This window comes from Streptomyces synnematoformans (assembly GCF_039531005.1).
Classification (GTDB): Bacteria; Actinomycetota; Actinomycetes; order Streptomycetales; family Streptomycetaceae; genus Streptomyces; species Streptomyces synnematoformans.
The window spans coordinates 1-9,998 of sequence record NZ_BAAAPF010000263.1 but is presented as its reverse complement, the minus strand read 5'-3'; the positions used below and the strand labels follow the sequence as shown (position 1 = coordinate 9,998).

The following is a 9,998-nucleotide window of genomic DNA, read 5'->3' as shown; positions in this document are numbered from 1 at the left end:
CGCGCCCCCCCCCGCCCGCCGCTTCCCCCCGCGGCCCGCCGAGGCGCAGGCCGCCGCCGCGCACGCGCAGGCGGTGTGCGCGCCCGTCGTCGCCGTGCTCGCGGCCCGGGTCAGCCTGGTCGCGATCCCGTGCAACCTGCTCGCCGAGTTCGCCGTCGCGCCCGCCACCGTCCTGGGGTTCGCCGCCCTCGCCGCCGCGCTGCCGGCGCTGCCGGTTGCGGCGCTGCTGGCGACGCCCGCGGGCTGGGCGGCGGAGTGGATCGCCGGCGTCGCCAGGACCGGGGCCGCGCTGCCCGGCGCCACGTACGGGTGGCCCGGCGGGTGGTACGGCGGTCTGGCGCTGGCCGGCGTCACCCCCGTGCTGCTGCTCGGCCTGCGCCGTGTGGCGCGCCGCCGGTGGCTCGGCGCCGGCTGCGCGCTGCTGGTGCTGCTCGCCGTGCTCCGCCCCGTCCCCCTCACCCGCGTCCTCACCGGCTGGCCGCCCGCCGGCTGGCGCCTCGTGGCCTGCGACGTCGGGCAGGGTGACGCGCTCGCGCTGGCCGCCGGCGACGACGCGGCGGTCGTCGTCGACACCGGCCCCGACCCCGCGCTGGTCGACCGCTGCCTGCGTGACCTCGGGGTCCGCCGGGTGCCGCTGCTGGTCCTCACCCACTTCCACGCCGACCACGTCGCCGGGCTGCCCGGCGTCCTCCGCGGCCGGTCCGTGGGCGCGATCCAGGTCGGCGGCCTCGACGAACCGCCGGGCCAGGCCGCCGCGGTGCGCCGTGCGGCGGAGGCGGCGGGCGTGCCGGTGATCCGGGCCCGGCCGGGGGAGCGGCGCCGGACGGGCGGCCTCTCGTGGCAGGTGGTGTGGCCCGCACCCGGGGCCGCGCCACCCGCCACGGCGGCCGCGGAGCCGAACGACGCCAGCGTCACCCTCCTCGTCCGCGCTCGGGGCCTGACCGTTCTCCTCCCCGGCGACCTGGAACCGCCCGCCCAGCGCGCCCTGCTGGACGCGGTCCCGCACCTGCCCCGCGTCGACGCGCTGAAAGTCGCGCATCACGGCTCCGCGTACCAGGACCATGAGCTGCTGCGCCGCCTCGACCCCCGCTTCGCGATCGTCAGCGCGGGCGCCGGCAACCCGTACGGCCACCCCTCGCCCCGCACCCTCGCCGCCCTGCGCGCCCAGGGCGCCGTGGTGCTGCGCACCGACGCGCACGGCCCCGTCGCCCTCACCGCCGAAGGGGACGACGGCGAAAGGAGCACCCCCGCGGCCGTCCTCGGCGGAAAGCCGTAGGGCGGACGGACGAGCCGCCGCTCCCCTCCGGGCCGTAGGTCCGCCGTCCCCGCCGCCTCCGCCCCGCGTACCTGGCGCCGCCGCCCCCGCCCGGGGGATAAAGGATCTATGGACTCCGCACAGGCAGACGCCTACCTCGCCCGCATCGGCGCCGCCCGGCCCGCCGAGCCGACCGTCGCCGCCCTGCGCGGGCTGCAGGTCGCCCACCTCCGCGCCGTGCCGTTCGAGAACCTCTCCATCGCGCTGGGGGAGGACATCGTGCTGACGGAGCAGGCGCTCTACGACAAGATCGTCGGGGCCCGGCGGGGCGGCTTCTGTTACGAGGCCAACGGCGCCTTCGCCGGACTCCTCGCCGCCCTCGGCTACGACGTCGCGCTCCTCGCCGCCCGCGTCTTCGGCGACGACCGCCTCGGCCCGCCCTACGACCACCTCGCCCTGCGCGTCCGCGCCGCCGACGACCCCGACCCGCTGCTGGCCGACGTCGGCTTCGGACGCCACGCCCACCACCCCCTGCGCTACGACGACCGCGCCGACCAGCCCGACCCCGAGGGCGTCTTCCGCATCGCCGAGGCCCCGGCCGGCGACCTCGACGTGCTGCACGACGGCACCCCCGTCTACCGGCTGGAGCAACGCCCGCGCGAGCTGGCGGACTTCGAGGCGACCTCCTGGTTCCAGCAGACGTCGCCGCGCTCCCACTTCTCCCGCTCCCTGACCTGCTCCCGGCTGACCGGGGACGGCGGCCGCGTCACCCTCGGCGGCGACAAGCTCATCCGCACCGCCCCCGGCGGCACCCGCACCGAGGAGCAGCTGCCGCGGGAGCGCATCCTGCCCGCGTACCGCGAGCACTTCGGCATCGAGCTGGACCGCGTCCCCCCGCCGCCTCCGCACGCGGAGGCCGAGCAAACGGACCGGTGAAATCCGGCACTTGACCCAACCCCGCCCCAGCCGTCGCAACCCGGCGGTGAACCCCCGGTTTGCATCGAAAGCAACACCAGTGCTCGAATGAGTGCCCGAGCCACAGAAATTCCACGGGGGTGGATGCTCCATGATCGGTCGTCTTCGACGCAGATCCCCGGCCGCGGCAGCCCGGCACGGCGCCGGCCTCGCCGGCCTGCGGGTTCCTTCGCACGCGGGGGTACTGAGCTGCCGCGTGCTCGACCCGGTCGACCAGCCGCTGCCGCAGGCGGAGGTGGTACTCACCGACGGCGCCGGGCGCAGGGTCGTCAGCGGGGAGAGCGACCCGTTCGGCACCTTCGTGGTCGCGGTCCCGGCCGGGACCTACCGGATCTCCGTCAACGCCGAGGGCTTCACCCCGTACCGCGGCCAGGCCGAGGTCGCCGAGGGCGCCCACCGCTCCCTCGGCGACCTCGCGCTCGGCCCCTCGCCGCTGCCGCAGCTCCCGCCGCCCGGCGACTGGGAGATCGACCCGGCGCACACCACCGTCGCGTTCGTGGCGCAGCACATCGGCATGGCACGGGTGCGCGGCCGGTTCAACACCTTCCAGGGCGCCCTGCGCATCGGGCAGCGCATGGAGGACTCGGCGATGCGCGTCGCCATCGAGGCGGCCAGCATCGACACCAACATCAAGATGCGCGACGACCACCTGCGCTCCCCGGACTTCCTCGACGTCGAGCGCTACCCGGCGATCGAGTTCGCCGGCGACCGCTTCGTCCACCGCGGCGGCGCCCGCTGGGCCGTGGGCGGCGCGCTGTCCATCCACGGCGTGAGCCGCACCGTCTCGCTCGACACCCGCTACCTGGGCACCGGTTACGGCATGGAGGGCGAACTGCGCGCCGCCTGCCGGGCCACCGTCGAGCTGCACCGCGAGGACTTCACGCTCAACTGGCAGCACATGCTCGCCCGCGGCATCGCCGTCGTGGGCTCCAGCATCCAGATCGAGCTGGACATCCAGGTGGTCGCCGCCGGCTGACCCGCCGCCGGGCGGCTCGCGGAGGGCTACTCCGCCGGGCCGTCCGGCACGGTCGCGGAGCCCTCCAGCCAGCCGTCGTACGACTCGGCCAGCTCCTCCAGCTCCGCCGCCACCGCCTCCCGGGCGTCCTCGACCACGACGAGCCACTGCGCGTCCTCCGCGTCGTCCTCCCCGGCCAGGGCGTCGCGGATCAGCTCCGGCTCCCCGGCCAGGCCGAGGCGCTCCACGGCCAGCTCGGCCACCTCCTCCGCGGCGTCGCGGTCGGGCAGCACGAGTACGTATGTCTGGTCGCTCACGCCGCCATTGTGCCCGCGGCGGCGGGCGGGAGTGCGATGTCCTACGGGCGTGGGATGCTGTACGGCGATGGCTGCGACGACCCGGACCTCCAGGACCAGCAAGGGCGGCGGCGACCCGCTCGCCCCCGTCACGCTCGCCGTCGGCCAGGAGGACCTGCTGGTCGACCGCGCCGTGCAGGAGGTCGTGGCCGCCGCCCGCGCCGCCGACCCGGACACGGACGTGCGCGAGCTGACCCACGACGCCCTCCCTCCCGGCACGCTCGCCGAGCTGACCAGCCCGTCGCTCTTCGCCGAGCGCAAGGTCGTGGTCGTCCGGGGCGCGCAGGACCTCGCCGCCGACGCCGTCAAGGACGTCAAGGCGTACGTGGCCGCCCCCGCCGACGAGATCACGCTGGTGCTGGCGCACGCCGGCGGCGCCAAGGGCAAGGGGTTGCTGGACGCGGCGCGCAAGGGCGGCGCCCGGGAGGTCGACTGCGCCCGGATCACCCGGCCCGCGGACCGGCTGGCGTTCGTGAAGGCCGAGTTCCGGGCCGCGGGCCGCAGCGCGACGCCGTCCGCCTGCCAGGCGCTGGTCGACGCCGTCGGTTCCGACCTGCGGGAGATGGCGAGCGCCTGCGCGCAGCTCGCCGCCGACGTGGAGGGCACGATCGACGACGCCGTCGTCGCGCGGTACTACACGGGCCGGGCCGAGACCTCCGGCTTCGAGGTGGCCGACCGGGCCGTCGAGGGCCGTACGGCCGAGGCGCTGGAGGCGCTGCGCTGGGCCCTGGCCACGGGCGTGGCGCCGGTGCTGCTCACCAGCGCGCTCGCGCAGGGCGTCCGCTCCATCGGCCGCCTCGCCTCGGCCCCCCGCGGCATGCGCCCCGCCGACCTGGCCCGCGAGCTGGGCATGCCGCCGTGGAAGGTGGACCGGGTCCGCCGGCAGCTGCGCGGCTGGACCGCGGACGGCGTGGCCACGGCGCTGCGCGCGGTGGCGCAGGCGGACGCGGACGTCAAGGGCGGCTCGGACGACCCGGCGTACGCCCTGGAGAAGGCGGTGGTGGCCGTCAGCACCGCCGCCCGCCCCGCCTGACCGCCCCCGCAGCGCGCAGGCGGCCCGCCGGCCCGCACCCCGCTCCCGTACCCACCCCGCCTGACCGCCCCCGCGCGTACGCGCGCCGGCGCCCTGCCCGTACGCGCCCGTGCGAAAGGCCCCGCCCGGCCCTGGGGAGGGGCCGGCGGCGGGGCCTTTCGCTACTGCTGAGCGCCGCACCCGCGTGGCGAACGCAGGCCGCGTGCGGCGCGGAGTCCTCGGTGCTGCCCGGCCGGCGCGGAGTGAGAGGGCCCGCTTGCCGTCCGGTGGCGGGCCCTCGCGGGCCCGGCGGGTCAGGCCTGGAGGGCCTGGACGCGCTTGGCCAGCGCGGCCTTCTTGTTGGCCGCCTGGTTCTTGTGGATGACGCCCTTGCTGACGGCCTTGTCCAGCTTGCGGGCGGCGGCGCGCTGCGCCGCCACGGCCTTGTCGGCGTCCCCGGCCTCGACGGCCTCGCGGGTGCGGCGGACCGCGGTGCGCAGCTCGGACTTCACGGCCTTGTTGCGCAGCCGGGCCTTCTCGTTGGTCTTGATCCGCTTGATCTGGGACTTGATGTTCGCCACGTAGTTGCCTCTTGAAGATGTTCGGAGATCGTCCTGGGGGACCTGGACTGCCGGACCGTACCGGGTCCAGGCACAGTGGTTCAGGCTACCAGCAGCCGCGACAGCCGCCCAAACCGTCCCCGGCCGCGCGCGCATGGGACGATGGGGGCGACGAGTGCAGAACCAGCCCCTCCCTCCCGACAGGACCTCTAGGTGCCCGCGACCGAAACCACCGTGCCGCAGCCCAGCCGTACCGAGCCCGCGCTGATCCGCAACTTCTGCATCATCGCGCACATCGACCACGGCAAGTCGACGCTGGCCGACCGGATGCTCCAGATCACCGGAGTCGTCGAGCAGCGCCAGATGCGCGAGCAGTACCTCGACCGCATGGACATCGAGCGCGAGCGCGGCATCACGATCAAGTCCCAGGCCGTACGGATGCCGTGGTCGCCTCCGGAGGACGCGGGCGGCGGGGACGGCGGGCGCGGCACGGCGCACATCCTCAACATGATCGACACCCCCGGGCACGTCGACTTCACGTACGAGGTCTCCCGCTCCCTCGCGGCCTGCGAGGGCTGCATCCTGCTGGTGGACGCGGCCCAGGGCATCGAGGCGCAGACCCTCGCGAACCTCTACCTCGCGATGGAGAACGACCTCACGATCATCCCGGTGCTGAACAAGATCGACCTGCCCGCCGCGCAGCCGGAGAAGTTCGCCGCCGAGCTGGCGGGGCTCATCGGCTGCGACCCCGCCGACGTGCTGCGGGTCTCGGCGAAGACCGGCCAGGGCGTCGGGGAGCTGCTCGACGAGGTGGTCCGGCAGGTGCCGGCGCCGGTCGGGGTCGCCGACGCCCCCGCCCGGGCGATGATCTTCGACTCCGTCTACGACTCGTACCGCGGCGTCGTGACGTACGTGAAGGTCGTCGACGGCATGCTCGGCAGGCGCGAGCGGATCAAGATGATGTCGACCGGCGCCCAGCACGAGCTGCTGGAGATCGGCACGAACTCGCCCGAGATGACCCCGGCCGACGGCCTGTCCGTCGGCGAGGTGGGCTATCTGATCACGGGCGTGAAGGACGTACGCCAGTCCAAGGTCGGCGACACCGTGACCCGGCTCAGCAAGGGCGCCACCGAGCCGCTCGGCGGCTACAAGGACCCCAAGCCGATGGTGTTCTCCGGGCTCTACCCCGTCGACGGCTCCGACTACCCCGAGCTGCGCGACGCGCTGGACAAGCTGCAGCTCAACGACGCCGCGCTGGTCTACGAGCCGGAGACCTCCGCGGCGCTCGGCTTCGGCTTCCGCGTCGGCTTCCTCGGCCTGCTGCACCTGGAGGTGATCCGGGAGCGGCTGGAGCGCGAGTTCGGCCTCGACCTGATCGCCACCGCGCCCAACGTGATCTACCGCGTCGTGCTGGAGGACCGCACCGAGCACGTGGTCACCAACCCCAGCGAGTTCCCGGTCGGCAAGATCGAGGAGGTCTTCGAGCCGGTCGTACGGGCCACGATCCTCACCCCCAGCGAGTACATCGGCTCGGTCATGGAGCTGTGCCAGAACCGCCGCGGCACGCTGCTCGGCATGGACTACCTCTCCGAGGAGCGCGTCGAGATCCGCTACACGCTGCCGCTCGCCGAGGTCGTCTTCGACTTCTTCGACCAGCTGAAGTCCAAGACCCGCGGCTACGCCTCCCTCGACTACGAGCCCACCGGCGAGCAGAGCAGCCAGCTCGTCAAGGTCGACATCCTGCTGCACGGCGACAAGGTCGACGCCTTCTCCGCGATCACGCACAAGGACAAGGCGTACGCCTACGGCGTGCGGCTCGTCGCCAGGCTCAAGGAGCTGATCCCGCGGCAGGCGTTCGAGGTGCCCGTGCAGGCGGCCATCGGCTCCCGGGTCATCGCCCGCGAGACCATCCGCGCCATCCGCAAGGACGTCCTCGCCAAGTGCTACGGCGGTGACATCTCCCGTAAGCGGAAGCTGCTGGAGAGGCAGAAGGAGGGCAAGAAGCGGATGAAGATGGTCGGCAGCGTGGAGGTGCCGCAGGAGGCGTTCATCGCCGTGCTGTCCTCGGACGAGGGCGACGGCAAGGGCAAGAAGTAGCCCCGGCGGCGGCCCGCCGGGCAGCCGGGAGGCGGAACCGGCCGGACCGGTCCGCCGGGGGAGCGCCCGCCGGGCCGGCACCGAGACCTATCCGAGCCCTGCAGACCCTTACGCCTTTCGCGGTCACCCTCTAACCTGCTGGTTACTCGCCAGTTACCAGCGAAGAGCAGGGCCGGAGGATGCCGTGACCGAAACCGAAACCCAGACGAAACTGGACGGCCGCCCGCCGTCCGTCGCCACGCTCTTCCTGGACCGCGTCGAGACCACCCCGGACCTGGAGGCGTTCCAGTACCCCGCGCCCGCCGCCGGCGGGGACGGCGACGAGTGGCGGTCGCTGACCTGGGCGCAGTCCGCTGAGCGGGTCTTCGCGATCGCCGCCGGGCTGCTCGACCTCGGCCTGCAGCCCGAGGAGCGGGTGGCGGTCGCGTGCAACACCCGGCTGGAGTGGATCCTCACCGACCTCGGCATCCTCTGCGCCGGCGGCGCCAACACCACCGTCTACCCCAGCACCAACGCCGAGGAGACCGCGTTCATCCTCGCCGACTCCGGCAGCCGCGTGCTCGTCGCCGAGGACGCGACCCAGCTCGCCAAGGCCCGCGAGATGCGCGCGCAGCTGCCCGACCTGGCGCACGTCGTCGTGGTGGACGCGGAGGGAACGGGCGAGGCGCTGGCCGCCGAGGGCGACCCGGAGGGCTGGGTGCTCTCCCTCGCCGAGCTGGAGCGGCGCGGCGCCGACTACCTGGAGAAGCACCCCGACTCCGTACGCGAGCACATCCGGGCCCTGCGGCCCGACCAGCTGGCCACCCTCATCTACACCTCCGGCACCACCGGCCGCCCCAAGGGCGTACGGCTGGCGCACGACGCCTGGTCGTACATGGGCTACGCCATCGAGGGCATCGAGCTGGTCAAGCCGGACGACGTGCAGTACCTGTGGCTGCCGCTGGCGCACGTCTTCGGCAAGGTGCTGACCGCCGGGCACATCAAGGTCGGGCACGTGATGGCCGTCGACGGCCGGATCGACAAGATCATCGAGAACCTGCCGGTCGTCCGCCCCACGAAGATGTGCGGCGTCCCGCGGATCTTCGAGAAGGTCTACAACGGCGTGGCCGCCAAGGCGAAGGCCGGCGGCGGCGCCAAGTACAAGATCTTCCTGTGGGCGGCCGAGGTGGCCCGCGAGTACGCGCGCGTCACCCAGGACAACCACCGCCGCACCGGCAAGCGCACCGCGCCCGTCGGCCTGGCCACCAAGCACGCCCTCGCCGACAAGCTGGTCTACGGCAAGTTCCGCGAGGCCTTCGGCGGCCGGATGCGGGGCATGGTCTCCGGCTCCGCGGCCCTCGCGCCCGAGATCGGCTACTTCTTCGACGGCGCCGGCGTGCCCATCCTGGAGGGCTACGGCCTCACCGAGTCCGCCGCCGCCAGCTTCTGCAACCGCGAGGACACCTACCGCACCGGCACCGTCGGCAAGCCGCTGCCCGGCTGCGAGGTGCGGATCGCCGACGACGGCGAGATCATGCTCCGCGGCCCGGGCATCATGCAGGGCTACCACGGCCTGCCGGAGAAGACCGCCGAGGTGCTGGAGGACGACGGCTGGTTCCACACCGGCGACATCGGCGAGCTGTCCGACGACGGCTACCTGCGCATCACCGACCGCAAGAAGGACCTGATCAAGACCTCCGGCGGCAAGTACATCGCGCCGAGCGAGGTCGAGGGCCAGTTCAAGGCCGTCTGCCCGTACGTCGGCTCGATCATCGTCATCGGCGCCGACCGCAACTACTGCACCGTGCTGATCTCGCTCGACGAGGTGGCGCTGACCGGCTGGGCGAAGGAGAACGGGCTGGAGGACCGGCCGTACGCGGAGCTGGTCGCCTCCACCGAGGCGCAGGAGCTGGTCGAGGGGTACGTCAGGCAGCTCAACGAGCGGCTGCAGCGCTGGCAGACGATCAAGAAGTTCCGGATCCTGCCGCGGGACCTCGACGTGGAGCACGGTGAGCTGACGCCGAGCCTGAAGCTGAAGCGGCCGGTGGTGGAGCAGGAGTACAAGGACCTGATCGAGGACATGTACGCGAGCTCCAGAGAGGCCTGAGCGCCGGTCCGGCGGCGGGGCGACGTCCGGTCGGCCCGCGCCGGGGCATCGGGTGCCGGCGCCCCGCCCGCGCGCCGTGCGCGGGCGGGGCGTTCAGAAGTACGGGGGCGGCGTGAATAAGGCCTGGTGCGCCCCTCGTACGGGTGGGGTCCGCGATCCGGTTGACGACGGCCGACGCCCCCGCGGAGGGGTGCCGAGAGCCTCGTCCCGACGGGTGGGAAAGTCCCTTACGCACCGCTGTCCACCGCGTTGAGCTGCGTGTTCGTCTCGTGTGCCGCATCGTCCCCGCGGCGCGCACGATCGGCGCGGCAAGCCGGGCGGGGGTGGCCGGAGGGGGTAATCCAAGTGGTCTGACGGGGGTCGGATGGGCCATATCCGGTCACCAGTTGTGTCACTTGGTGCATCTGGGCGAGCTCAGTCTGTCACCCTGGCTGGGTGGGGAACGCCCGTATGCCGGATTTTGGCCGGGAGAGGACAGTGGGGACGACCTTCGCAGCGCAGGCCGCACGTCGATCCGCCGCGGTGTCGGTGGTGCGAAGAGAGCCCGCGGCGCCGGACAGCGGGGCCGGCGGCGACGACGAAGACGGCGGCGGCTGCGGCGGCTACGGAGGCGGCGGCTACGGCGCGGGAGGCGCCGGCGACGCGGACGGCACGGACGGCCCCGGCGCGGGGGCGGCCCGAGGCGGGCGGGCCCGCGACGGC

At 73.8% G+C, this 9,998-nt stretch carries 8 protein-coding genes; 6 read left to right on the top strand and 2 right to left on the bottom strand.

Annotated features, from left to right (window positions below; translation table 11 throughout):
- The 3 genes from ABD317_RS28160 to ABD317_RS28150 all read left to right on the top strand — a co-directional run.
- Positions 1 to 1,276 (top strand): ComEC/Rec2 family competence protein (locus tag ABD317_RS28160; protein WP_344293252.1); only part of this gene is annotated, 1,276 nt, incomplete at its 5' end.
- Between the two features lie 108 nt (positions 1,277 to 1,384).
- The gene (locus ABD317_RS28155) at positions 1,385 to 2,191 is read left to right on the top strand and encodes an arylamine N-acetyltransferase family protein (RefSeq protein WP_344293250.1); all 807 of its coding nucleotides are present in this window, start codon (positions 1,385 to 1,387) and stop codon (positions 2,189 to 2,191) included.
- A gap of 130 nt (positions 2,192 to 2,321) precedes the next feature.
- A complete protein-coding gene (locus tag ABD317_RS28150) occupies positions 2,322 to 3,206 on the top strand; it encodes a YceI family protein (RefSeq protein WP_344293247.1) in 885 nt (294 codons plus the stop codon).
- 26 nt (positions 3,207 to 3,232) lie between these two features.
- Here ABD317_RS28150 and ABD317_RS28145 read toward each other — a convergent pair whose 3' ends face one another.
- Positions 3,233 to 3,502: a hypothetical protein gene (locus tag ABD317_RS28145; protein ID WP_027753353.1), complete on the bottom strand. Its 270-nt coding sequence runs from the start codon at positions 3,500 to 3,502 to the stop codon at positions 3,233 to 3,235.
- A gap of 67 nt (positions 3,503 to 3,569) precedes the next feature.
- On the opposite strand from ABD317_RS28145, the gene holA reads away from it, so the two are divergent.
- Positions 3,570 to 4,574, top strand: coding sequence for a DNA polymerase III subunit delta (gene holA, locus ABD317_RS28140; protein ID WP_344293245.1), 1,005 nt, complete (start codon positions 3,570 to 3,572; stop codon positions 4,572 to 4,574).
- 293 nt (positions 4,575 to 4,867) lie between these two features.
- On the opposite strand, the gene rpsT is transcribed toward holA, so the two are convergent.
- A complete protein-coding gene (gene rpsT, locus ABD317_RS28135) occupies positions 4,868 to 5,134 on the bottom strand; it encodes a 30S ribosomal protein S20 (RefSeq protein WP_027753351.1) in 267 nt (88 codons plus the stop codon).
- 192 nt (positions 5,135 to 5,326) lie between these two features.
- Between rpsT and lepA the strand changes: the two genes are divergently transcribed.
- Both lepA and ABD317_RS28125 read left to right on the top strand, forming a co-directional pair.
- Positions 5,327 to 7,210 carry a translation elongation factor 4 gene (gene lepA, locus ABD317_RS28130; protein WP_344293243.1) on the top strand — a complete coding sequence of 628 codons (1,884 nt, stop codon included), beginning with the start codon at positions 5,327 to 5,329 and terminating at the stop codon, positions 7,208 to 7,210.
- Positions 7,211 to 7,394: 184 nt separating this feature from the next.
- On the top strand, positions 7,395 to 9,296 hold the full coding sequence (locus ABD317_RS28125) for an AMP-dependent synthetase/ligase (RefSeq protein WP_344293241.1): 1,902 nt from the start codon (positions 7,395 to 7,397) through the stop codon (positions 9,294 to 9,296).
- Positions 9,297 to 9,998: the final 702 nt, after the last annotated feature.

What these genes read in the sequence shown, in the direction of transcription:
- ABD317_RS28155 (WP_344293250.1), top strand. Translation starts at nt 1,385, where the DNA reads ATGGACTCCGCACAGGCAGACGCCTACCTCGCCCGCATCGGCGCCGCC.
- ABD317_RS28150 (WP_344293247.1), top strand. Translation starts at nt 2,322, where the DNA reads ATGATCGGTCGTCTTCGACGCAGATCCCCGGCCGCGGCAGCCCGGCAC.
- holA (WP_344293245.1), top strand. Translation starts at nt 3,570, where the DNA reads ATGGCTGCGACGACCCGGACCTCCAGGACCAGCAAGGGCGGCGGCGAC.